Source organism: Solibacillus merdavium (genome assembly GCF_014836935.1).
In the GTDB taxonomy this organism is placed as follows: domain Bacteria; phylum Bacillota; class Bacilli; order Bacillales_A; family Planococcaceae; genus Solibacillus; species Solibacillus ferritrahens.
In genome coordinates, this window is sequence record NZ_JACSPW010000010.1 from 121,920 (window position 1) to 144,619 (window position 22,700).

A 22,700-nucleotide genomic window follows, 5' to 3' on the forward strand; every position below is an offset into this window, starting at 1 on the left:
CTTCATTATATCGTATGAAGGCTAAACAAAAAAAGAAACACTCGACAATTCTATAAGAGCGAGTGTATCTTAATTTTCTTAATATTCCTCCACATGGAAGTATATATCCGAGAAATCACATTGCGCTAATTTTTCCGAGTTGATAAAGAAGCTAATAATCCCGCTATCTCCCCACATTATATTTTGTTCATCGTTAGAAACGATTTGTAGCAATAATGTATCATAATGCTGCAAATACATAGAGGTTTTTCGGAAATCCTGGTGAATAAAATAAGGGTAGCCTCCGATTTTATGTTCAGCTGCTAAATAACTTTCTAAATAAACATCTTCGAATGAACGGTCATCCAATGTAATAGATGCATTCATCATTTCAGGGTTGAAATAATTATGTAGCCGATAATCCATGGCTGATACGGGTTCAAACTGAGTAGTAGGGAGAAGCTTCATTTCATGTTGAATTGGAAAATTATTTAAGTCTACGTATTCTAAATAGGTGAAATCATGAATAAATTGATTATAGTGCCCAATATCAGGGATATATTGAACTTTAAAATGACAATAATCCGAATGGAATTTTACTTTCTCATAACATTGTTGAGCAATATAAAATTGTAAAATACCATCCTTAGGAAATGGGTGACCTAGCTTTATTTCCGAGAAATTTAGTTGTGCCAAAAAAAGCATATATCGATTCTGTCTATCTTTTGGATGCTCCATTTCATGTGTTAAAAACGGTAGCCCTGCAAATTTACTCTCATGTAAAAACGCCGGCTGCATTACTGGTTTTAATATGGCTACCTGTTCAGCAGAGTGACTTAAACTCGTATGGAAATTAATTAACTCCTTAGGGATAAATATATTCTTATCTAAATGTGCCATTTGATGTCCCTCCTTTTGAAGTAATTCTATTCGAAATAGTCAATATTACTCCAAAATTGTTCGTGATAATAACACTATTTCCACTTGTAAAATTTGCTAAACATGCCTAAAATTTAAATACAATTTGTTTTTAATATGTATATAATAAACATTTGTTAAAAATAAATAAATTCCCTTGTAAACGAGTAAATTTTCACAAAAAATCAGTTAAGGGGGTTTATTTAATTTGCGAAAAGGTTAAGTTTAACTATATTTAACTTTTGTAACGAAACTGAAAAATAAAAATAAGCTTTTCCATGATACCATAGAGAAGTAGAAGGTCTGACCTTTGAAAATTGAAACTTTTAAAACATAAAATCGTTATATATATTAGAATAGGAAAGTTTGAGGTGTAATCAAATGGCGAAAGAGATTGATTTAAAGCGTATTGTTACAAACTTATCAAAAATAGGTGTTACGGCGACAGTTACGAAATCTCGTCTTGAGCTTTTAAAAGTTTTAACACCACCAACACAAACTCCACAACCACAAAATTAAAGAAATTCAGGTAGGATGAAAGTTATCTTCATCCTACCTGAATTTCTAAGTAGTAGAGGACCCTTTAAAACGGGTCCTTTCATTTTATTCATTGTCGGGATCATTTGTAGTAAACATATATGTGCGGTAATGAAATTTCATACTGTACACGAGTCCGATTGCAAGAGCGTTCCCCATCATTGAACTTCCTCCGTAACTAATGAAAGGTAATGGAATCCCTGTGATAGGTAATAGTTGTATCGTCATCCCGATGTTTTCAAATACATGGAACGTAATCATGGCAATAATACCTGCACATACATAAGTACAAAATGGATCTTTAAGTAACAGCGTCATTTTCGTTAAATGGTAAATTAACAAAAAGTATAAGCAAATAACAGCACTCGCACCAACAAAGCCCCATTCTTCACCAATTACTGCGAAAATAAAGTCTGTATGGTTTTCTGCAACATATACTTCACGTGCCATAAATCCTTTTCCGAAAATTTCTCCAGAACCGATTGCATTTAGTGAGGTAATTAAATGATAGCCGTCTGAAGTTGCATATGAATACGGATCCAACCAAGAATAAATACGTGCAAATTGATATGGCTGGAATCCAAAAGCTTTTTCAAGGAAATCCTGCATGTAAAGTGCCATCCATAATAGGGAACCCCCTATAACAGCAGCACCACCGAAAAGAGGTAGAATAATCTTCCAAGTTACTCCTCCCACAATAACAAGTGCTGCGGTAATCGCGAAAAATACTAATCCTGAACCTAAGTCAGGCTGCAACATAATTAAGGAAAGAGGCACAATAAGTGTTGCTGCAATTTTACCGAGTAACATGAAATCCGATTTGATCGTTTTGATTTGGTATCTTTCGTTATGCTTACTTATTAAATAAGCAGTAGCTAAAATGAAAAATGTTTTCATGAACTCAGCGGGTTGAATGCTTCCGATTGGTGTTTCAAACCAACTTTGAGCACCATTTCGCTCGACGGTAATACCAGTCGATGTTGGAATTGCAACCACTGCAATTAATAGTAAGAGTCCAAAACCGTATAATGGCCATGCCAGTTTTTTGTATTGATCCGGATCAAAGTACATGACAAATGCGACTATAAAGGCAAAGATTGCATAGTTAAGTATTTGTCGAGGGACAAAGTTTGTTACGTATTGACCGGAAGTTTGCGCAGACGCAATAGCCAGTAAGCTTACACCAAAAAATATGAATAGGATAGTTGTAAGCGGCCAGTCGAAGCGCTTATTAAAATTATAATTGTTTGTATCCATTCTTTTCACCTTAAGTTATTAAATTTAACCCATCTAGGGGTTAGAAGATACCAACAAATTGAAGGCATTTAATATGAGAACGGGTTAAATAAATTACCAATTCCGGAAAGTATCTTGCATAAAATATAGCAATATTTTAAGCTTTATTAACTTTATCATATTCTTTGAAAAATTACTTTAGTAACTCCAATTTAAAAGTTCGACGAAACATATGAGAAAATGTTTCATATTTGAATAAGAAGTCATATAATAATCATATTATTCATGTTAAAGGGGCGTGCAAGCTGTGGCAAAAAAAATGAAGTCTGCTGAAGATTTTATGCATCATTTATATGTCCATATGAACGATGTAGAAAATTTTGTTATTTATAGTGGGCTTACACTGAGGGGATTTATGACTTCAGTAGAACCAGTAAAGAATGTTTTGCTATTAAGGCACGCCTATGACAATGGCTCTTTTAACATGCATACACAATTTGATTTTGTTACTAATGAAGATATGCGGGATTTTTTGAAAAGAGAAAGCGACTTAAAGCAGGATATATGCTGGGTAGATTTCGCGGCAGAGAAAAATGTCAATGCATTGACGCCGCTGGAACAGGCGGAGCTTCTCTATTTAAGTCATAAGCGTGAACCATTAGCATCACCCTTTTTTAGTAAGCTTCAAAATCGTTACGCTTATTATTCATCTGTGGCAGACAAAATGACAAAAGTATATTACCGTTTCATTGGCGACTCTGAAATACTCATATCGAATTTATTTAATCAAATGATAAGAGAAAAAGAAGGAGGAGGAAGTTTTTGGAGAAGAAAGAGCAAAAATAATTCCCCTACAATTGATCCTTCCACATTAAGATTATATAGATCATTTGCAAAAGAGGGTGCATTACTTTCGTTATATAAATTAGATAAGCCAAATGCCCATTATGCAATTGAAGTTCGAGTGTTAAGTGACTATGATTATCCGGATGAAGTTTGGGATGATTTAGATGAAATATTAAAACAAGGCTATGATGAATTAATACAAATTAGTTAACACTCACAGCGAACCAGGCAGTGAGTGTTTTTTATCCGACTTCAGCGTACGACGGATTCGTGATAAAATAACGTTAGTAAAAATGGAGGACAAAAGAATGAAAAAAAGAATCGGTTTATTATATGGTGGTAAGTCTGCCGAGCATGAAGTATCACTTTCTACTGCAAAGGCAGTAACGCAAGCGGTAGATTTTAATGAGTTTGACGTCTTTCCGATTTTTATTACATTAAAGGGTGAATGGCGTGTTGGACCTCAATTAACTGAACCCGCTCAAACAATTGAACAATTACAATTTACAACGACTTCAGAGCAGTCTGAAAATAATATAACGCAATTTATAAATACCCATATGGAAAATCCATTCGATGTAGTTTTCCCATTATTGCACGGAACGAATGGCGAAGATGGGACTGTGCAGGGCCTTTTGGAAGTTTTGAATATTCCGTATGTAGGAAATAGTGTACTTGGTTCTGCAGCAGGTATGGATAAAGTGGTAATGAAACAGTTATTTGAAATGGCAAATTTACCCCAAGTACCATATGAATTTTTTATTCGTAGTGAATGGGAACGAGAAAAGGCAGCATGGATAAAAAAATGCGAAAAAACTCTCGGCTATCCTATGTTTGTAAAACCGGCTAACCTTGGATCTAGCGTTGGAATTAGTAAAGCTACCAATGCAGAAGAGTTGGAAAAAGCGGTTCAGTTCGCATTGCAATATGATCGAAAAATTGTCATTGAACAAGGTATTAAGGCACGCGAAATTGAGCTTGCCGTTTTAGGGAATGATACTCCGAACGTTTCTGTAGCGGGTGAGATTAAGCCTATGACAGAGTTTTATGATTATGATTCAAAATATAAAGACGGCTCTACAGCGTTGATTATTCCGGCCGAGTTACAAGCAAATGTCTATACAGACTTAGTGGATATGGCGAAAAGAGCGTTTAAAGCGATTGATGGAGCAGGTTTAGTCAGAGCGGATTTCTTCGTAACGGATAACAATGACATTTTCATTAACGAAGTGAATACGATGCCAGGCTTTACACCGGTAAGTATGTATCCTTTGTTATGGCAGCATACAGATGTACCATATCCTCAACTAGTTAAAGAACTTATTAACTTAGCATTAGAGCGCCATACTGAAAAACAACAGCTTCAATACAATAGAGATTGAGTGGGATAAAAAGTGAAAAAAAAATTACAGCAGCTCGCAACATGGCTAACTATAGAAAATCAATCATTTCCTGAAACGGTTGTCACAGGTATTTCCATTGATACACGCACAATCACTGAAGGCGATTTATTTATTCCTTTTCGCGGTGAGGCAGTAAATGGGCATCGCTTTGTGGATCAGGCCTTTGAAAAAGGAGCCGCAGCGTCATTGTGGATGAAAGACGAACCTAATCCACCGGAGCATCTGCCGTTGATATTTGTAGATGATCCGGAACAGGCACTGCAGAAAATGGCGGAATGTTATCGCAATGAGCATAAAGCGACGTTTATCGGGATTACCGGCTCAAACGGGAAAACATCCTCCAAAGACATTTTAGCGGGTACCCTTTCTCCGTATTTTAAAGTGCAAAAGACAATTGGTAATTTTAATAACCAATTAGGTTTACCGATTACAATATTACAGCTAGATGAAGATACAGAGATTTCCGTTTTGGAAATGGGGATGAGTGGCTTCGGTGAGATTGAATTTTTAACTAAGCTAGCACGCCCTCACTATGTCATTATTACAAATATCGGCGAAGCCCATATGCAAGATTTAGGGTCGCGTGAAGGTATTGCAAATGCGAAATTTGAAATAGTAAAAGGTTTAAATGAGGAAGGTTTACTTTTCTTTGATGGAGATGAGCCATTATTGCAAAGTCTTGTTGCCAAAACTCCGAATTTAAAAACTCAGTCGTTCGGTTTTACCGGAAAACAAGACTTAGTGGCGTCGAATATTGTAGCGACAGCACAAGGCAGCAGCTTTCATGTTGAAGGCGTCATTAATGGAGACTTCTTTATATCTGTCTTAGGTGAACATCAAGTAAAGAATACATTAAATACGATGCTCGTAAGTAAAGCTTTAGGGTTAACGGATGAGCAAATTCGCGAGGCATTAAAGCAAGTAGTATTGACAGATATGCGTATGCAGCTTATTTCAGTAGGAGAGCTGTTATTTATTAATGACGCATACAATGCTGCCCCGACATCGATGCACGCAGCAATTCATTTTATTGAGCAAACGACGATTCGGAAAGAAAAGTGGCTTGTCCTTGGAGATATGCTGGAGTTAGGGAATGATGAGCAGTCGATGCATGAAGAAATATTCGCACATATCGACCATCATAAAATTAGCTATGTCTGCCTATATGGCCCACGCATGAAATGGCTATATGAAAAGCTGAAGGCTAAATTTGATGCGAATCACTTAGTATATTCTGAACAAGACTATAATCCAATTATAAATAAAATAAAATTAAACGCGACGAGTGATTCCATTATTTTAGTAAAAGGCTCACGAGGTATGCAATTAGAAAAAATTATTCAATCAAACGAGTTGGCATAGAGCTAACTCGTTTTTTTTAGTGCAGAAACTTTTTTCTTCAGCGAGAGTCACTTATTATATTTATAAGAACATCAATAAAAGTGGGTGAATTGATGATTACAGGCGTACTTTTTTTACATGGATTTTCAGGTGGACCGTATGAAGTAGAACCTTTTGTGCATTATATAGAACAACGTACAGATTGGGTTATAAGTGTTCCTACATTTTCAGGTCACGGGGATGCAGAACATTTAACGATGAGAGGTTATAAGGCGGAGCATTGGATGATGGAAGCGGAAATTGCTTATCGCCAGCTACAAAAGCAAGTAGATGATGTGATTGTTGTTGGTTTTTCAATGGGCGGAGTTATTGCCATGTATTTATCAATCCGTTATCCAGTAAAAAAATTAGTGTTATTAAGTGCTGCGGTAAAGTATTTAGATCCAACCCAGTTAGTGAAAGATATTCGAGCAATTGCTCAAGATATGGTTTATAAAAAGTTGGAAGAAAATGAATTGTTTGCACGCTATAAAGATAAGTTTAAAAATGTCCCACTATCGGCGACGGTTGAATTTATGAAAGTCGTTAAAAAGACGGAACCTTATATTAAAAATATTCAATGCCCAACCTTTATTGTTCAGGGAAGGCTTGACGGCATCGTACCGAATACGACGGCACAGATTTTATACAATAAAATTCATTCACAGCAGAAGCAAATGTATATTTCAGATTGTGGAAAGCATCATATTTGCTATAGTGATGATTGTGAAGAATGGTTTGATGCAGTGTTCAAATTTATAAGATGAATAAATGTCAGACTATTCGATACAAGCATTATCATTGCATACCGTTACAACCCATGTTAGACTAATAAGAGCAATGGATACATTTTGTGCGAAGACTCTTCAGACTTTTTGATGAAGAGTACTTTTTTTTGATAAACGGTTTTATTCTATTTTTTTTAAACAAGCAAGAACAAATATCAACGGTAGAATTGAACCGCTCGGCAATGACCGGGCTTTCCTTTTCATATAAGAGACTCTGCACGTGAAGCAGAGAGAATTTTTAAGTAACGGAAACGTTCCACATACAATGGCTCGAAATTTGCCGCCATTTCATCTGAAAATGTAACCATTTGTCAACTTATATAGGACAAAGGAGATTGAAGAGTTTGACAAATTTTTCAGAATTAAACATTAGTGAATCGACATTACGCTCAATTAAGCGTATGGGATTTGAAGAAGCAACACCAATCCAAGAAGGAACAATAACGTTTGCAATGGCTGGCCGTGACGTATTAGGTCAAGCGCAGACAGGTACTGGTAAAACAGCTGCATTTGGTATTCCATTAATCGAGAAAATCGATCCAAAAAATCCAAATGTTCAAGCTTTGGTAATTGCTCCAACTCGTGAATTAGCAATCCAAGTATCAGAAGAACTTTATAAATTAGGATATGACAAACGTATAAAATTATTATCAGTTTACGGTGGTCAAGAAATCGGCCGTCAAATCCGTGCACTAAAAAATAATCCTCAAATTATTGTAGGTACACCAGGTCGTATTCAAGACCATATTAACCGTCGTACATTACGCTTAGACGAAGTTCAAACTTTAGTTTTAGACGAAGCAGACGAAATGTTAAACATGGGCTTCATCGATGATATTAATGCGATTTTAGAAAACGTACCATCGACTCGCCAAACATTACTATTCTCAGCGACAATGCCTCCAGCAATCCGTAAAATTGCAGAGACATTTATGAAAAATCCTGAAATCGTAAAAATTAAAGCGAAAGAATTAACAATGGAAAACATTGAACAATTTTTCGTAAAAGCAACAGAGCGTGAAAAATTCGATGCGTTATCTCGTTTATTGGACTCTCAAAAACCAGAATTAGCAATCATTTTCGGTCGTACAAAACGCCGTGTTGATGAGTTAAGCCAAGCTTTAGGTTTACGTGGTTTCATAGCAGAAGGTATCCACGGTGATTTATCTCAAGCGAAACGTATTTCTGTATTACGTCAGTTTAAAGAAGGTAAAATCGATATTTTAATCGCAACCGACGTAGCTGCTCGTGGTTTAGATATTTCAGGTGTAACACATGTTTACAACTTTGATATTCCACAAGATCCAGAATCTTACGTTCACCGAATCGGTCGTACAGGCCGTGCTGGTAAATCGGGTACTGCAATTACTTTTGTAACTCCACGTGAAATGGGTTACTTACGTATTGTTGAAGAAACTACTAAAAAACGTATGACACCTTTAAACCCACCAAGCTCAGCAGAAGCTTTAGTTGGTTTACAAGAAGATGCGATGAAAACATTAGTAGAGTTGGCAAATAATGATTTAGGTAACTACCGTGAATTAGCTGCGAAGTTATTAGAAAATAACGAAGCATTAGATTTAGTGGCAGCTGCATTAAAATCAATTACAAAAGAGCCGGATGCTACACCGGTATCATTATCCGAAGAACGTCCATTACCAATGCGTCGTGAACGTTCAGGTGGCGGCGGTGGCCGTGGCCGTGGTGGTAATGACCGTAACCGTGGTGGCGGTAACCGCAGTGGTGGTGGAGACCGTCGCGGAGGAGATCGCCGTCGTGAAGGTGGCGGTGGCGGAAGTCGTACTGCTAGCGGTGGAAGTCGTGAAGGAGGTCGCCGTGAAGGTGGCGCTCGTCGCGAAGGATCTCGTGATCGTCGTCCACGTCCACGTCGCGAAGACTAATAACATCCAAACACATCAACGAATTATCGTTGGTGTGTTTTTTTACATAAAACGTAGGATATATATAAACTTTTCATAAATTATTTAACAAAAGTGCCATTTATCTATACTATATAAGGTAATGGAAAATTTTTAACACCATTTATATGGGAACAATGAAACAATTAAGAGGTTGAACCGTATAGCATAATAGAAAGAAAGAGGTGTAAAGCTTGTGAGAGAACAACCGAGATACCAATTACCGAAAAAAGCACAAACTGTTTGGCGATTATATGGTCTAATTCAAACTATATTCATTGCTCTTCTCGTCGCGGGAGTTATATTTCTAGTTGTGACATTTGATTGGCCGCAGTGGATTATGTGGATCGCTATTGCACTTGTAGTTTTATCCATCATTTTTTCCGTCGCTGTCTTTCCGAGTATACGTTGGAGAATCTGGCGCTATGAAGTGCGAGAGCAGGAAATTGAGATTCAAAGTGGGTTATTTGTTGTAAAACGAACATTAATACCAATGGTGCGTGTTCAGCATGTAGATACTGAACAAGGTCCAATCTTAAAAAAATATACGTTAGCCAATATTTCAATTTCTTCAGCGGCAACTGTACATACAATACCAATGTTAAAAGTGGAGGAAGCCGACTTACTACGGACAAAAATTTCTGAACTTGCAAGGGTGGCGGAAGATGATGTCTAATGAAAAATATAAACTTCACCCCGTTACAGCTGTTATTAACGTAGTAAAAGCATTAAAAGACCTATTTATTCCGATTGTTATTATTATAGTTGCAAACGGTTTTAACTTTAATTTGGATTTTCGCAGTGAAACGTTTTTCAGTGAAATGATTCCACTTTTTATTTTAGTGATTGTCGTCTTTGGTACGATGGTGAATGGGTTAATTAAGTGGTGGACCTTTGTATACTGGTATGAAGATAGTGAACTTCGGGTTGAATACGGATTATTTGTAAAGAAGAAGCGTTATATTCCATTCGATCGCATTCAAAATTTAAATTACAAAGAAGGAATTTTTCATCGTCTCTTTAAGCTCGTGCAGGTGCAAGTGGAAACGGCAGGGAGCAAAAGTGGTAAGCCTGAAGCTGAGTTGACTGCTGTTACGAGAGCGGCAGCGGACGATGTAGAAATTCAAATGAAAAAAGCAAAGCAAAAGACACCAATTGAAAGTGAACTAATGGAAGTAGTCGAAGAGGAAGAGTCTCCTTCAACTATTTTGCATAAAATGAAGGTACCTGAACTGTTATTGTTGGCATCTACTTCTAGTGGGATCGGTGTTGTATTGGCTGGGGTATTTGCTGTCTTATCGCAATTTGCGGAATTTATTCCATTTGATGCGATTTATGATGAAGTGGCATTTTTAATGGAATACAGCTTTATCGCGGCAATGATATTGATTGCTCTTGCCCTCATGGTAGCGTGGGTAATATCAGTTGGGATTACATTTTTAAATTATTATAGCTTCACAGTGAGTAAACAGCAGAACCGTTTAATTATTACTCGTGGGTTAATTGAAAAAAAACGCGTAACGATTCCAATAAATCGTGTACAGGCAATTAAACTTGTGGAAAATCCATTCCAGCAAATGCTAGGCTTAGCGTCAATTGCTGTGGAAAGTGCTGGTGGAGGATTCAGTGGGGAAGCGGATAAAAAAATTATATTATTTCCGTTAATTGCAAAAAAAGAAGCGTTAAAGCCATTGGCAGAATTGTTTCCTGAATATGATTTTCAGCTTGCGAAAGTAATTCAGCCCCCTAAAAAAGCGTTACCCTTCTTCTATCGGATAGATTTTATTTGGCTCGTACCATTGATCGCTGCGATTTCTTATTTTTTCTATCCATATGGATTACTGTCCTTACTATTGGTGTTACCAATAATTTTATTGGGAATATGGCAATTTAAAACAACTGGCTATACACTGGAAGGTCAGCAAATTACGATTGTCTCTCGCATCTTTAGCCGTGTAACATTTTTCGCATTAAAAAAACGTGTGCAGGTAACACAGGGGAGTCAAACCTATTTCCAAAAACGTCGTAAAATTGGCTCCGCGAAAATAGTTGTTATGTCCGGGATGACAGGAGCTTCGGCAACTGTACGAAATATAGATCAAGAAGAAGTTGAAAAGATATTAACTTGGTATGAATATTAAAAAGAATAGGATGTGTGCAAAAGTAATTCCTTTTTCACACATCCTATTTTTATTTTACGCGTTTTATAGAGTTGTTGCGCCAACGAACCATGTTTTTGGGATTGAAATAAACAAACCCCAAAATAAAGCCGGTAATTAGACCACCTAAATGAGCAGCGATATTAATATTAGGCGTTAAGAAGGTCATAATAAGACTAATGACGATTAATGGCAACATGACTTGTTTTAATTGAGGGAATAAATGTCTAGTGTAGTAAATGAGTGCCCCAAATGCACCGAATATTCCATAAATAGCACCACTTGCGCCTACACTGGCATAATAGGCATCCTGTGTTACAAACGTAGCAGCGACGCCAAAAATACCGGCTAAAAAATAAATTGTTAAAAATCGTATCTTACCAGCAATCTTTTCTAGCTCTGGACCAAATAAAAACAGAGAGAACATATTGAAAAGAACGTGCATGAAGCCGGCATGTAAAAACATTGAAGTAATAATACGCCACCATTCACCAGCGGCAATCAGACCATTCACACTCATGCCTGCATAGAGTAATTGATTTCCCAATCCAGGAACCAAAGTCAATATGTAAACGATTAAATTAATCGCAATGATTGACGAGACAACTGGATATAACGTAATGTATTGTTTGAAATTTTCTCTGCGAATAAACATTCTCCACCTCGATTAAGTCGATATAAAAAAAAACAAATTTTAATTCATTATACATTGGACTAATGTTTAAAAGAAAGGAAGAGCTACTAATTGATTAAAGGGATTGGTTTAGATTTAGTAGAATTGGATCGAATTGAAAAAATGTTGGCGCGTTCTGCAAAATTTGCACAACGTATTTTAACAAAAAGGGAATTAACGATTTTCGATGAATTATCACCAGCTCGGAAAGTGGAATTTTTGGCCGGACGTTTCGCTGCAAAAGAGGCATATTCGAAAGCTAATGGTACTGGAATTGGTAAAGGCTGTGAACTTCATCAGATAGAAATTTTAAAAGATGGACAAGGGAAACCTGTCTTATATTTCGATGGTGAACTGGTAAATGGCTTTATTTCCATCACGCATACACAAACAACAGCAGCTGCCCAAGTAATCTTAATGCAATAATACATACATGCACACCTTGGCTCATATAGTAATTTATCGAAAAAGATAATCGAAAGGGTGAATCTTTGAAACTCCGACTGCTAGTAGTTGTCGTTTGTTGTCTCTTTTTGGCGGCGTGTGGAAAAGCTACAAAGGATGAAGTGATTGAGGATGTCAACAAGAAATGGAATGAGACGAAGGGGTATGAATTAAGTGCATCGATGGAAGTTCGGACAGGCGCAGAGCCGAGAATATATGATGTAAAAGTTTGGCATACAAAACCGGATTTTTATCGAGTAGCAGTTAACCCGCAAGGAGAAACGGAACAGCAATTAATTGTGCGTAATGAAGAAGGGGTATTTGTTGTAACGCCAGCTCTTAGGAAAACGCATAAATTCCAAAGTGAATGGCCGAAACAAAATAGTCAAGCCTATATTATTGGAACGCTGGCAGATGATTTAATGGCTGATTCTAAAGCTGTTATGACAGAAGATGATGCAAGCTATACATTTGAACTGGCAACACGGAATGTAGATCAGACTGCTTTACCTATCCAGCAAATTATGGTCGATAAGAAAACAATGCTTCCGACAAAGGTTAGTGTGTTAGATGAGTCATTACAAGAGCAGGTTGTTATTACATTTGGAGAAATTAAGTTAGGTGTGCAACATACCGCAAAGGATTATGAAGTAGAAAAGTTCTCTGAAAAAGAAGAGAAAAAAGCAGCATCAGCTGATGTTGTAAATACAGATTTCAGTGTATACTATCCAACAATTGACTGGGCACATACTAAGTTAACAGAGGAGTATGAGGTTAAAGAAGATGGGAATTCCCGTGTTATTTTAACATTTGAAGGTGAAAAACCATTTACATTAATGCAACAGCCAATTCAATATGACAACATGGTGTTGCCTGTATTCTCACCTGGCGATCCAGCTGATTTAGGCTATACAATTGGCGCAATTACAGATCACTCTATTCAATGGGATAAAGATGGCATGACATTCTTTATCGCATCTACAAAATTATCTAAAGAGGAATTATTGGAAGTCGCAGCAAGTGTGCAGCAAAGTAGTATGAAATAATTTACCGTTATTGCGAATATGGCTTCGTGCTGACTCAGAAAGACAACATCTTGCACAAGTTTGTGCAAGATGTTGTCTTTTTTATATTAATTTGCGCTTTATTCGAAGGGAAATATGTGCAATAATTTTCTTAATATTTAAAGGTGTTTATACTTATTAAAAAGAGGGTATAGTCAAAATGGAAAATCCAATAAATTACCGACCTACAAAAGCAATTATTGATTTACAAGCTATCGAACATAATCTCATTTCATTACGCCAATATATTGGAAATGCCATTCAAATTATTGCAGTAGTTAAAGCGAATGCATATGGGCATGGAGATGTAGAAGTGGCAAGAACAGCAATCCAAGCAGGAGCAACGATGCTGGCTGTCGCAACACCTGATGAAGCTGTACATATGCGGGAAAACTTTAAAGATATTGATATTTTAGTGTTAGGAGCTACACCACCTAATTTTATTCCTTTTGCTTCACAGGAAAATATTATCCTTACAGTATTTTCGGCAAGTTGGCTAGAAAGTGCGCAACAATATACACCTTTGGCCAATCCCTTAAAGCTTCACATTAAAGTTGATTCGGGTATGGGTCGTATTGGCGTCTCGACCAAAGAAGAATTAATGGAATTGTACGAAGCTATTGTTATACCAAATGATTTTATTCTGGATGGCATTTTTACTCATTTTGCAACTGCAGATGAAGAAGATCCATTGTACTTTGACAATCAAGTAACCCTATTTAAGGACTTTTTGAGTGTATTGCCGAAAAGACCGAGACTAGTCCATGTGGCCAATACTGCTACCGCTTTAGTAAAAGATCCGTCTTTACAGTATGATGCAGTTCGGTTTGGTATTTCAATGTATGGATTATCGCCTTCGCCTTTTGTTGGTTCTAAATTACCGTTTCCAATTAAACCTGCATTTTCACTACATACAGAACTCATACATATAAAAAAAATGCATGCGGGTCAATCAGTCGGCTATGGAGCGACATATACGGTAGAGGAAGATTGCTACATTGGTACGATTCCGATTGGTTATGCGGATGGTATGCTCAGGAAGTTGGAAGGTCAAGAAGTGCTTATTGGAGGAAAAAAGGCGAAAATTGTCGGTAGAATTTGTATGGATCAAAGTATGATTTTACTGCCAACAGCATATAATGTAGGAGAAGAAGTTGTATTGATTGGTCGCCAACAGCAAAAACAAATCACAATGGATGATTGGGCAGCTAAACTCCAAACGATTAATTACGAAGTACCATGCGTAATTACGGCTAGAGTTCCTAGGGTATACAAATAAAAATTCGATGTAATTTTACTGTAAAAATTCCAAAAAAACAAAATAAATATGTTCACATTTATTCCCTTTATAGCGAGAATTGTCAGTTTTTTTATTTTCCTGTCTTTTCATTGTAGGTAATCAATGATAGAATTAATGGGAAATGGGATGTTCGGTGGAGGTGCTTGTTTTGTACGCGAAGGAATTAGTAGAAGTAGAAGAAGTGGTAATTGACATACCTAATGAGCTAGTTACTCAATTTGAAAGAACGTTTGGACGCAATACTGAGAGTGGTTATATGATGGCGTATTTGGCGACTCAAAAAAATACAAAGCATATGCAACCAAATCAAATACGGGAAGCTTTAATAAAGGGCTATGTGGAAATGTCGCAAATTAATCTGACAATTTGCAGTGAGTGCTTGCATGCAGAGTATGAAGCGGAACATATGGTGGAGCGTCTCGTTAGCGGGGGATGACAAGTTGATTGTAAAACGTGGAGACGTTTTTTTTGCTGACCTATCACCAGTGGTAGGTTCAGAACAAGGCGGGACTAGACCCGTGCTTATTATACAAAATGATATTGGAAATCGTTTCAGTCCAACTGTCATAATAGCTGCAATAACTGCGCAAATTCAAAAGGCAAAATTACCAACACATGTTGAAATCGATGCGAAGAAGTATGGTTTTGAACGCGATTCGGTAATTTTGCTTGAGCAATTGCGTACAATTGATAAATCGCGATTAACAGATCGGATAACTCAGCTTGACACAAAACTAATGCAAGAAGTTGATATTGCACTTAATATTAGTTTAGGACTCGTAAAATTTTAATACATAAAAAAAGCATCGAAACTTTTCGTTTCGATGCTTTTTATTATATACAGTATAATATTTTTTATAAATAGTAATCTGTAATCATGTAAAAATATAACAAATAGTTTAAAATAGAAAACATCTAGTGTTTATGTTTACATAGATAAACTTCTAATTTAAAAATAATTTTTGGAATCAAATTTAAACTATAAAGATACCGTATGCTATAATAAAAAAGATTAATAATTCCGAAAATTGATACTGTGTATTAACTCCGTAGAATTAAAACGTAGGAAATTGGAGGCACTATGATGAATACGAAATCTACCGTAGAGATTATAACAGAATGGGATATTGTAGCTGCACGCCAACTTGGACGTAACGAAGCGAAAGAAATTGGCTTTGGCGCGGTAGATCAAGCTCGAATTACGACTGCAATTAGTGAACTTGCTAGAAATATTTATTTGTATGCTCGAGCAGGGGAAGTAGCGATAGAACGTATAAGCGAGGGCGGGAGAGTTGGTATTCGTATTACAGCGGCAGATAAAGGACCAGGGATAAATAATATAAAAAAAGTAATGGAAGATGGTTATTCCACTTCCGGAGGGCTTGGTGCAGGTTTACCAGGCGTTAAAAGATTAATGGATACTATGGATATTCAATCTTCTATTGAAAAAGGAACCATTATAATTATTGAAAAATGGGTCTAGTAGGATGTGATAAAATTTGAAAGAGCTACAAATGCAATATCAGAAAATAGTATCAGATTTTTTATCGAATCAAACGGAAAGGAATTTATATATTGGCCAAAACTTTATTCGCCAGTTAATACAGAAAAAAGTAGCTCCAGAAGAAGTGATAAATATCCACAAGTATGCAATGGAGCAACTCTATCCTGACTTACCCGAATATATTTCACATAGCTATGATTTTTTAATTGAGATTATGGTTCATTTTGGTTTAACCTTAAAAGAGCATCAAAGTTTATTGGAACAGCAAGAAGAGCTACGTATGGAGATGAATGTCGCTACCAAAATACAAAATATGATATTGAGAACGAAAATTCCCCAACTTAAAGATATTGATATTGGGATGGTATCAATACCGATTCGAAAAATGAATGGCGATTATGTCCATTTTTTGGGTGATAAATCACATGTAAGTGTAGCGGTAACAGATGTTGTAGGGAAAGGTGTTCCAGCAGCGCTTTGTATGTCTATGGTCAAGTATGGACTTGATACACTTGAGTGTTCTACCAATGCGCCTTCGCATATTTTGGAAGTGTTAAATCGTATTATTGAAAAAAGTGTGGATGATAGTATGTTCGTCTCGATGTTTTATGGGACATACAATGTCGAAAATGGTAAATTTACATATGGTTCAGCTGGTCATGAGCCCGCTTTATATTATAATTCCGGTAAAGAAACTTTTTTCGATTTGGAATCAAAAGGATTACTTTTAGGTGTCATGCCCGAAGTTAAATATCCACAATACGAGATTCAGCTACAGGATAACGATTTTATCGTGATGATTACAGATGGCGCGACAGATTTCCGTAAGCAGGGGGAACTGGATCCGCGGGATGTAATTAAAAACATAGCATTGAGTTGTCGTCATTTACCGGCTCAGGAAATGTGCGAAAAAATGTATGCATACTTAAAAAAATTACCGGATTTTGATTTGGAAGACGATTTTACGGTCGTCATCTTTAAAAAATAAATAAATTTATGTTTAATCACCCGTGATTAGGGGTATTATAATTAGGTTTATAGATGGAGGTGTCTAATAATGAATGTAAATGTTCAATTTAGAGAAGATGGTAATATTTTGCGAGGCTATATCGAGGGAGAAATTGATACTTATACAGCTCCGGTTTTGCGCGAAGAATTGGAAACGGTTCAAATTGTTGAAGGTCGTGTAATTGAGTTGGACTTATCAAAAGTAAATTATATGGATAGTACAGGTTTGGGAATTTTTGTTGCGTTTTATAAAAAGGTGACAAGGGAAAATGCATCACTTAAATTAGTGGGCTTATCAAATCGTTTAGTTAGATTGTTTGAAATTACAGGATTAAGTGAACTGATGAGTATTGAGACCGACGAGGAATTGGAGTTGAAATAATGAAGGCATTTGACTATATTGAAATTCGAGTACCTGCCAAGTCGCAATATGTAAGTGTAATCCGTTTGACAATTTCAGGATTAGCGATGCGAGTTGGATTTACTTATGATGAAATTGAAGATTTAAAAATAGCCACAAGTGAAGCAGTAACAAATGTAGTCCACCATGCATATAAAGCCAATGAAGATGGTGAAGTTGTTATTGGGTGTGCATTATTCGAAGACAAAATCGAAATAATGGTAGCAGATTATGGTGTAAGTTTTAATTTTGAAGAAGTTAAGTCGAAAATTGGTCCATATCATGAAGATGAAAACGTAGCCCTTTTACGTGAAGGGGGATTAGGAATTTTCTTAATGGAAACTTTAATGGACGAAGTGAAATTAACTAACGAAGGTGGCGTCACTGTTTTCATGACGAAGTATGTCTCGAGAGAGCAGGTGAAAGGGAATGTCGAAAGAATCACTACCTAAAAATTCATCAAAAGAAGAAGTACTAAATTGGATTGCCGAATATCAAGACAATGGCAGTGAAGAAGCACAAACGAATCTTGTGCTTCATTACCAACAACTAGTAGAGTCGATTGCTCGCAAATACTCTCATGGTAAATCTTATTATGATGATATTGTACAAGTCGGAATGCTTGGCTTGTTAGGTGCAATCCGACGATTTGACCCTTCTTTTGGCCGGAGTTTTGAGGCGTTTGCAGTCCCAACGATTGTTGGAGAAATAAAGCGCTTTTTACGTGATAAAACATGGGACGTGCATGTTCCTAGACGTATAAAAGAATTAGGACCAAGAATTAAAGCAGCAGTGGAAGCATTAACTACTTCGTTACAACGTTCTCCTTCTATTACTGAAATTGCTGATTATTTAGAGGTTCAGGATGAAGAAGTTTTAGAAGCGATGGAGATGGGACGAAGCTATCAAGCGTTATCGATGGATCACTCGATTGAATCAGATTCTGACGGAAGTACAGTAACATTATTTGATGTTGTCGGAAGAGAAGATGTCGGCTATGAAGTGACAAACCGCCGAATGCTTGTAGCGGATGCGATGAATGTATTAAATGAACGTGAACGTCAAATTATCCAGTTAACCTATTTAGAACAATTAAGTCAAAAGGAAGCTGGAGAAAGACTCGGTATTTCACAAATGCATGTATCACGAATTCAGCGAAAAGCCGTAAAAAAATTACAGGATGCCATTGCAGCAAGTGGTGGCGTATCATTATAAAGAAATTGGAGTCTACTAGATAAGTAGGCTCTTTTTTTTGTGGAAAGCTGTCGCTATTTGGGAAAATAATTATCCATAAGTGATACACTATAGAAAGCTTAAAATTTAAAGGAGTGGCATAATGGAACAACAAAAAATGTTACAGATAATCGCCAAAGATGCGAATGTAGAATCGAAACAAGCGCAAGCAGTTATCCGATTATTGGAAGAGGGCAATACAGTACCCTTTATAGCACGCTACCGAAAAGAAGTTACAGGTTCCTTGGATGAAGTTCAAATTAAGGCAGTAGAAGACCGCTACCATTACATACAACAACTCGAGACACGCAAAGAAGAAGTATTACGCTTGATTGATGAACAAGGAAAGTTAACCGAGGAGTTGCAAACATCAATTCATGCAGCAACGGTTTTACAGCGACTGGAGGATTTATACCGTCCATATAAGCAAAAGAGACGTACAAAAGCGACAATTGCTAAAGAACGTGGTTTAGAACCGTTGGCAGAACAAATATTAAAATTTAGTAAGCAATCTTTAGAACAGTTGGCGAACCCGTTTTTAAACGAAGAACAAGGTGTAACAACGGTTGAAGACGCATTGGCAGGTGCGCGCGACATTTTAGCTGAGCGCTTTGCGGACGATGCTGCAGTTCGAGAAAAACTACGTACCCTTTCTTGGCGAGAGGGAAAGCTCATGACCGTGCTGAAAAATGCGGACAAGGATGAAAAGCAAGTATATGAAATGTACTATGAATATGAGGAGCCTATCCATCGAATGGCCCCGCACCGTACTTTGGCGGTGAATCGTGGTGAGAAAGAGGAAGTACTAAGAGTTTCAATTGAAGTGCCTGGAGAAAAAGCGACTACACAAATGGAAAATCACTTTATTCCTAGAAATTTTATAGGACATTCTGTTAATGAGGTTAAATTAGCGGTTGCTGATAGCTATAAACGTTTAATTAAACCATCCATTGAGAACGAATTGCGTGCTGAACTTACGGCAAAGGCTGAGGCACAGGCAATTCACATCTTTTCTGAGAATTTGAGAAATCTATTACTACAGCCTCCAATGCGCGGGAAAGTTGTGTTAGGTGTAGACCCAGCTTACCGTACTGGTTGTAAACTGGCGGTAGTTGATGAGACAGGAAAAATGATTGAAGTTGGGGTTATCTATCCACATACAACATCGGATCCATCAAAAGCAAAAGAGACTGTTAAATCGTTACTGAAAAAGTACCCAATTAGTATTATTGCTATAGGAAACGGTACAGCCTCCCGTGAAACAGAACAATTTATTGCGGAATTACTGAAAGAAACAGATGGGAATATTGCCTACGTTATTGTAAATGAAGCAGGGGCATCGGTGTACTCGGCATCGGAAGTAGCACGTGCGGAATTTCCGAACCTACAAGTAGAGCAACGTAGTGCCGTATCAATCGCACGCCGTTTACAAGATCCACTATCCGAGTTGGTGAAAATTGACCCGAAAGCTGTCGGTGTAGGTCAGTACCAGCATGATGTATCTCAGAAACAGCTGGCTGAATCATTGACGTTTATCGTTGAAACCGCAGTAAACCAAGTGGGTGTTGATGTAAATACGGCATCTGCATCACTATTGCAATACGTATCAGGGCTATCCAAAACAGTGGCTGAAAATATTGTAGTAATGCGAAGTGAAAATGGTCCGTTTTCTTCACGAACTCAGCTCAAAAAGATACCTCGTTTAGGTGCCAAAACCTATGAGCAAGCAATTGGCTTTTTACGAATTTCGGAAGCAAAAAATCCATTGGATGCAACAGGCATTCACCCTGAAAGTTATAAACTCGCTGAAGCAATATTAGAGGCTGCAGGAGTAACAAAAAAAGATGTAGGTACGGCAAAAGCAGAAGAGGCTATAAGTAAATTAAGTTTACTGACATTAAGTGAGACATTAAATGTCGGGGAAGTAACCTTGAAGGATATTATTGATACTTTAATAAAGCCAACCCGTGATCCCCGAGATGCATTTCCGCAGCCTTTATTAAAAACGGATGTATTGCAGATGGATGATTTACAAGTAGGAATGGAATTGCAAGGTACTGTTCGGAATGTTGTTGATTTTGGAGCGTTTGTTGATATTGGTGTTAAACAAGACGGGCTAGTTCACATATCTAAACTGCAAAAGAGCCGTGTAAAGCATCCGTTAGATGTTGTATCATTAGGTGATATTGTAACAGTATGGGTAGAAAAGGTAGAAGCAAGTAAAGGACGTATTTCATTAACGATGCTTTCACCTGAAAATCAACTAAACGTGTAAAGAAAATAAATATCCATTATAATAAAAAGCGCATAAATTAATATGTGCTTTTTATTATGTTTGGGGAGGTAGCGTATGACGGATGAACAACTTCAGGAGCTTGTAGAACAGTTATCTAATGAATATTTTAACCGACCTTTTGTTCATAAAGCTTATTTTAATAGCCGTTTAAAAACAACGGGTGGACGGTATTTGTTAGGTAGTCATCATATAGAATTGAATAAAAGGCTTTATGATCATTTTGGGATAAAAGAACTCAAGGGGATTATTTTACATGAACTTTGCCACTATCATTTACATATTTTAGGTATGGGCTATAAGCATCGAGATGCCGATTTCCGAAATTTATTGAAAAAAGTCGGAGCACCAAGATTTTGTTCCACAATAGAGGAGCCAAATAAGCCATTAAAGAAAAAGGCAGTACATATGTATAGTTGTGTAAATTGTGGGCAGATTTATAAAAGGAAAAAGAAGATGGATGTAAAAAGGTATTCTTGTAGTATTTGCCAAGGAAAAATTAAATTTTTGCGAAGTGAAATTTAATTTGAAAAAGGGTTTAAATAGTAATGAATAAAGGAAAGGATCAGTTATATGCTTTTCTGAAGGATATTTTTTTCTGCTTATATATAGGAAGTGATTTATTTTTTAAAAAAAGTTTTTAAAAAGTGTTGACGAACATTATTTCACTATCTATAATAGTAAAAGTCGACAAGATGATGTCGCGATGAAGTAATCATTCCGAAGTAGCTCAGTTGGTAGAGCATCCGGCTGTTAACCGGCAGGTCGCAGGTTCGAGTCCTGCCTTCGGAGCCATTGTAGGCCCGTTGGTCAAGTGGTTAAGACACCGCCCTTTCACGGCGGTAACACGGGTTCGAATCCCGTACGGGTCACCACTTTTATTTTCATATTATAGTTTACTTATGGTCCCGTGGTGTAGCGGTTAACATGCCTGCCTGTCACGCAGGAGATCGCCGGTTCGATCCCGGTCGGGACCGCCATTTATTGGGGTATAGCCAAGCGGTAAGGCAACGGATTTTGATTCCGTCATGCCCTGGTTCGAATCCAGGTTCCCCAGCCATTTGGAGCCATTAGCTCAGTTGGTAGAGCATCTGACTTTTAATCAGAGGGTCGAAGGTTCGAGTCCTTCATGGCTCACCAGTTTTCATATTGACAAATTATTTCAGTGATGTATAATAATTAAAGTCGAATGAAGCGGTCGTGGCGGAATGGCAGACGCGCTAGGTTGAGGGCCTAGTGGGGGCAACCCCGTGGAGGTTCAAATCCTCTCGGCCGCACCAAGTAACTTTATAACTTGCGCCCGTAGCTCAATTGGATAGAGCGTCTGACTACGGATCAGAAGGTTATGGGTTCGACTCCTGTCGGGCGCGCCAAAATATAAAATAATAAAATGCGGGTGTAGTTTAGTGGTAAAACCTCAGCCTTCCAAGCTGATGTTGTCGGTTCGATTCCGATCACCCGCTCCAGTTTTTTTAAAAAAACTGTTGACATCCGATAAGGGATGTTATATGATATAAGAGTTGTCGCAAAGATAACATGATGAACCTTGAAAACTGAACAAGCAACGTTAATGAAACAAGCTTCTTAAATGAAGCAAACAATAGATTATAACTTTT

General features: G+C 37.2%; 23 protein-coding genes and 8 tRNA genes. 28 read left to right on the top strand and 3 right to left on the bottom strand.

Features of this window, described 5'->3' with window-relative positions; genetic code table 11:
• Positions 1-78 precede the first annotated feature (78 nt).
• Positions 79-879 (bottom strand): YwqG family protein, encoded by an 801-nt coding sequence (locus H9632_RS11945; protein ID WP_191704305.1) that lies wholly within the window; start codon positions 877-879, stop codon positions 79-81.
• A gap of 399 nt (positions 880-1,278) precedes the next feature.
• On the opposite strand from H9632_RS11945, the gene H9632_RS11950 reads away from it, so the two are divergent.
• A complete protein-coding gene (locus H9632_RS11950; protein WP_191704306.1) occupies positions 1,279-1,416 on the top strand; it encodes an Lmo0850 family protein in 138 nt (45 codons plus the stop codon).
• Between the two features lie 84 nt (positions 1,417-1,500).
• On the opposite strand, the gene H9632_RS11955 is transcribed toward H9632_RS11950, so the two are convergent.
• Positions 1,501-2,691, bottom strand: a complete 1,191-nt coding sequence (locus H9632_RS11955; protein WP_191704307.1) for an FtsW/RodA/SpoVE family cell cycle protein — start codon at positions 2,689-2,691, stop codon at positions 1,501-1,503.
• Between the two features lie 286 nt (positions 2,692-2,977).
• On the opposite strand from H9632_RS11955, the gene H9632_RS11960 reads away from it, so the two are divergent.
• The 7 genes from H9632_RS11960 to H9632_RS11990 all read left to right on the top strand — a co-directional run bounded on the left by H9632_RS11960 (position 2,978) and on the right by H9632_RS11990 (position 11,147).
• Positions 2,978-3,727: a hypothetical protein gene (locus H9632_RS11960; protein ID WP_191704308.1), complete on the top strand. Its 750-nt coding sequence runs from the start codon at positions 2,978-2,980 to the stop codon at positions 3,725-3,727.
• Between the two features lie 97 nt (positions 3,728-3,824).
• Positions 3,825-4,898: a D-alanine--D-alanine ligase gene (locus H9632_RS11965; protein ID WP_191704309.1), complete on the top strand. Its 1,074-nt coding sequence runs from the start codon at positions 3,825-3,827 to the stop codon at positions 4,896-4,898.
• Positions 4,899-4,910: 12 nt separating this feature from the next.
• Positions 4,911-6,281, top strand: coding sequence for a UDP-N-acetylmuramoyl-tripeptide--D-alanyl-D-alanine ligase (locus tag H9632_RS11970; RefSeq protein WP_191704310.1), 1,371 nt, complete (start codon positions 4,911-4,913; stop codon positions 6,279-6,281).
• A gap of 92 nt (positions 6,282-6,373) precedes the next feature.
• Positions 6,374-7,066, top strand: a complete 693-nt coding sequence (locus tag H9632_RS11975) for an alpha/beta hydrolase (RefSeq protein ID WP_191704311.1) — start codon at positions 6,374-6,376, stop codon at positions 7,064-7,066.
• 365 nt (positions 7,067-7,431) lie between these two features.
• Entirely contained in the window at positions 7,432-8,988 is a 1,557-nt protein-coding gene (locus tag H9632_RS11980) for a DEAD/DEAH box helicase (RefSeq protein WP_191704312.1), read from the top strand.
• Between the two features lie 214 nt (positions 8,989-9,202).
• Positions 9,203-9,682, top strand: coding sequence for a PH domain-containing protein (locus tag H9632_RS11985; RefSeq protein ID WP_191704313.1), 480 nt, complete (start codon positions 9,203-9,205; stop codon positions 9,680-9,682).
• Positions 9,672-11,147, top strand: coding sequence for a PH domain-containing protein (locus H9632_RS11990; protein ID WP_225223816.1), 1,476 nt, complete (start codon positions 9,672-9,674; stop codon positions 11,145-11,147). The genes H9632_RS11985 and H9632_RS11990 overlap by 11 nt, the downstream gene beginning before the upstream one ends.
• A 49-nt stretch (positions 11,148-11,196) precedes the next feature.
• On the opposite strand, the gene H9632_RS11995 is transcribed toward H9632_RS11990, so the two are convergent.
• Positions 11,197-11,820: a rhomboid family intramembrane serine protease gene (locus H9632_RS11995; RefSeq protein WP_191704314.1), complete on the bottom strand. Its 624-nt coding sequence runs from the start codon at positions 11,818-11,820 to the stop codon at positions 11,197-11,199.
• 90 nt (positions 11,821-11,910) lie between these two features.
• Here H9632_RS11995 and acpS point away from each other — a divergent pair, with 90 nt between their 5' ends.
• The 20 genes from acpS (at position 11,911) to H9632_RS12095 (ending at position 22,550) form a co-directional block, all read left to right on the top strand.
• Positions 11,911-12,264, top strand: a complete 354-nt coding sequence (gene acpS, locus H9632_RS12000; protein ID WP_191704315.1) for a holo-ACP synthase — start codon at positions 11,911-11,913, stop codon at positions 12,262-12,264.
• Between the two features lie 65 nt (positions 12,265-12,329).
• Positions 12,330-13,328: a LolA family protein gene (locus H9632_RS12005; protein WP_191704316.1), complete on the top strand. Its 999-nt coding sequence runs from the start codon at positions 12,330-12,332 to the stop codon at positions 13,326-13,328.
• A gap of 178 nt (positions 13,329-13,506) precedes the next feature.
• Positions 13,507-14,625 carry an alanine racemase gene (gene alr, locus H9632_RS12010; protein ID WP_191704317.1) on the top strand — a complete coding sequence of 373 codons (1,119 nt, stop codon included), beginning with the start codon at positions 13,507-13,509 and terminating at the stop codon, positions 14,623-14,625.
• 169 nt (positions 14,626-14,794) lie between these two features.
• The gene (locus tag H9632_RS12015; RefSeq protein WP_191704318.1) at positions 14,795-15,082 is read left to right on the top strand and encodes a transcriptional regulator; all 288 of its coding nucleotides are present in this window, start codon (positions 14,795-14,797) and stop codon (positions 15,080-15,082) included.
• A 4-nt stretch (positions 15,083-15,086) separates the two neighbouring features.
• Positions 15,087-15,437: a type II toxin-antitoxin system PemK/MazF family toxin gene (locus tag H9632_RS12020; RefSeq protein ID WP_191701344.1), complete on the top strand. Its 351-nt coding sequence runs from the start codon at positions 15,087-15,089 to the stop codon at positions 15,435-15,437.
• Between the two features lie 293 nt (positions 15,438-15,730).
• Complete coding sequence (locus tag H9632_RS12025; RefSeq protein ID WP_191704319.1) at positions 15,731-16,129, top strand: anti-sigma regulatory factor; 399 nt, start codon at positions 15,731-15,733, stop codon at positions 16,127-16,129.
• Positions 16,130-16,145: 16 nt separating this feature from the next.
• A complete protein-coding gene (locus H9632_RS12030; RefSeq protein ID WP_191704320.1) occupies positions 16,146-17,138 on the top strand; it encodes a PP2C family protein-serine/threonine phosphatase in 993 nt (330 codons plus the stop codon).
• A 69-nt stretch (positions 17,139-17,207) separates the two neighbouring features.
• Entirely contained in the window at positions 17,208-17,540 is a 333-nt protein-coding gene (locus H9632_RS12035; protein ID WP_191704321.1) for an STAS domain-containing protein, read from the top strand.
• Positions 17,540-18,010, top strand: a complete 471-nt coding sequence (gene rsbW, locus H9632_RS12040) for an anti-sigma B factor RsbW (RefSeq protein ID WP_191704322.1) — start codon at positions 17,540-17,542, stop codon at positions 18,008-18,010. The genes H9632_RS12035 and rsbW overlap by 1 nt, the downstream gene beginning before the upstream one ends.
• On the top strand, positions 17,988-18,773 hold the full coding sequence (gene sigB, locus H9632_RS12045; RefSeq protein ID WP_191704323.1) for an RNA polymerase sigma factor SigB: 786 nt from the start codon (positions 17,988-17,990) through the stop codon (positions 18,771-18,773). The genes rsbW and sigB overlap by 23 nt, the downstream gene beginning before the upstream one ends.
• Positions 18,774-18,894: 121 nt before the next feature.
• On the top strand, positions 18,895-21,066 hold the full coding sequence (locus H9632_RS12050; protein ID WP_191704324.1) for a Tex family protein: 2,172 nt from the start codon (positions 18,895-18,897) through the stop codon (positions 21,064-21,066).
• Positions 21,067-21,141: 75 nt separating this feature from the next.
• Positions 21,142-21,609, top strand: a complete 468-nt coding sequence (locus H9632_RS12055; RefSeq protein ID WP_191704325.1) for a SprT family protein — start codon at positions 21,142-21,144, stop codon at positions 21,607-21,609.
• Between the two features lie 194 nt (positions 21,610-21,803).
• Positions 21,804-21,879: transfer RNA gene (locus H9632_RS12060), tRNA-Asn, on the top strand.
• Between the two features lie 5 nt (positions 21,880-21,884).
• A tRNA-Glu gene (locus H9632_RS12065) sits at positions 21,885-21,959 on the top strand.
• Positions 21,960-21,988: 29 nt separating this feature from the next.
• Positions 21,989-22,064: transfer RNA gene (locus tag H9632_RS12070), tRNA-Asp, on the top strand.
• Between the two features lie 5 nt (positions 22,065-22,069).
• Positions 22,070-22,144: transfer RNA gene (locus H9632_RS12075), tRNA-Gln, on the top strand.
• Between the two features lie 4 nt (positions 22,145-22,148).
• Positions 22,149-22,224: transfer RNA gene (locus tag H9632_RS12080), tRNA-Lys, on the top strand.
• A 54-nt stretch (positions 22,225-22,278) separates the two neighbouring features.
• Positions 22,279-22,364 (top strand) — tRNA-Leu (locus H9632_RS12085).
• 16 nt (positions 22,365-22,380) lie between these two features.
• Positions 22,381-22,457 (top strand) — tRNA-Arg (locus tag H9632_RS12090).
• 19 nt (positions 22,458-22,476) lie between these two features.
• Positions 22,477-22,550 (top strand) — tRNA-Gly (locus H9632_RS12095).
• Positions 22,551-22,700 lie beyond the last annotated feature (150 nt).

What these genes read in the sequence shown, in the direction of transcription:
- H9632_RS11945 (WP_191704305.1), bottom strand. Translation starts at nt 879, where the DNA reads ATGGCACATTTAGATAAGAATATATTTATCCCTAAGGAGTTAATTAAT.
- H9632_RS11950 (WP_191704306.1), top strand. Translation starts at nt 1,279, where the DNA reads ATGGCGAAAGAGATTGATTTAAAGCGTATTGTTACAAACTTATCAAAA.
- H9632_RS11955 (WP_191704307.1), bottom strand. Translation starts at nt 2,691, where the DNA reads ATGGATACAAACAATTATAATTTTAATAAGCGCTTCGACTGGCCGCTT.
- H9632_RS11965 (WP_191704309.1), top strand. Translation starts at nt 3,825, where the DNA reads ATGAAAAAAAGAATCGGTTTATTATATGGTGGTAAGTCTGCCGAGCAT.
- H9632_RS11975 (WP_191704311.1), top strand. Translation starts at nt 6,374, where the DNA reads ATGATTACAGGCGTACTTTTTTTACATGGATTTTCAGGTGGACCGTAT.
- H9632_RS11990 (WP_225223816.1), top strand. Translation starts at nt 9,672, where the DNA reads ATGATGTCTAATGAAAAATATAAACTTCACCCCGTTACAGCTGTTATT.
- H9632_RS11995 (WP_191704314.1), bottom strand. Translation starts at nt 11,820, where the DNA reads ATGTTTATTCGCAGAGAAAATTTCAAACAATACATTACGTTATATCCA.
- alr (WP_191704317.1), top strand. Translation starts at nt 13,507, where the DNA reads ATGGAAAATCCAATAAATTACCGACCTACAAAAGCAATTATTGATTTA.
- H9632_RS12025 (WP_191704319.1), top strand. Translation starts at nt 15,731, where the DNA reads ATGAATACGAAATCTACCGTAGAGATTATAACAGAATGGGATATTGTA.
- H9632_RS12035 (WP_191704321.1), top strand. Translation starts at nt 17,208, where the DNA reads ATGAATGTAAATGTTCAATTTAGAGAAGATGGTAATATTTTGCGAGGC.
- rsbW (WP_191704322.1), top strand. Translation starts at nt 17,540, where the DNA reads ATGAAGGCATTTGACTATATTGAAATTCGAGTACCTGCCAAGTCGCAA.
- sigB (WP_191704323.1), top strand. Translation starts at nt 17,988, where the DNA reads ATGTCGAAAGAATCACTACCTAAAAATTCATCAAAAGAAGAAGTACTA.
- H9632_RS12050 (WP_191704324.1), top strand. Translation starts at nt 18,895, where the DNA reads ATGGAACAACAAAAAATGTTACAGATAATCGCCAAAGATGCGAATGTA.
- H9632_RS12055 (WP_191704325.1), top strand. Translation starts at nt 21,142, where the DNA reads ATGACGGATGAACAACTTCAGGAGCTTGTAGAACAGTTATCTAATGAA.